Origin of the sequence: Aeromonas sobria, assembly GCF_050266975.1 — a bacterium.
In the GTDB taxonomy this organism is placed as follows: domain Bacteria; phylum Pseudomonadota; class Gammaproteobacteria; order Enterobacterales; family Aeromonadaceae; genus Aeromonas; species Aeromonas sobria_B.
This window is the reverse complement of record NZ_JBKISU010000096.1, coordinates 1-504: the sequence shown is the minus strand read 5'-3', so window position 1 is coordinate 504 and position 504 is coordinate 1. Positions and strand designations below refer to the sequence as shown.

Here is a 504-nt window from a genome sequence, read left to right as displayed (position 1 = left end):
TGGCGAAGAAACGGTCTAAATAGGCTGATTCAAGGCATTTACGGGAGAAAAAATCGGCTCAAACTGAAAAAATGAAATGACTGAGTCAGCCGAGAAGAATTTCCCCGCTTATTCGCACCTTCCTTAGGTGAACTTGGCGTGTCGTGCGTTCAACCAGACGAACACCCAGGCGGGTCTCTAATGACGCAATACGTTTAGAAATAATGGTGGGATGTCGTCCAATTGCTTTTCCAGCCGCGGCAAAAGTTCCGTTAGCAGCCACGGCTAGCAGGGCTGCAATTTCATCAATATGTTGGCTGTTTATTTTCATCATAAATAGGGGATCCTACGGTCAAGTAAACGCAAGCTACGTTATACAGCAACAGCTAATACTCTAAGGAAGGTGCGAACAAGTCCCTGATATGAGATCATGTTTGTCATCTGGAGCCATGGAACAGGGTTCATCATGAGTCATCAACTTACCTTCGCCGACAGTGAATTCAGCAGTAAGCGCCGTCAGACCAG

1 protein-coding gene is annotated in these 504 nt (G+C 46.4%); it reads right to left on the bottom strand.

The features are described from left to right. Window positions 1-85: 85 nt before the first annotated feature. A complete protein-coding gene (locus ACLHZ1_RS20595; protein WP_427263538.1) occupies window positions 86-313 on the bottom strand; it encodes a helix-turn-helix domain-containing protein in 228 nt (75 codons plus the stop codon). Between the last annotated feature and the right edge of the window lie 191 nt (window positions 314-504).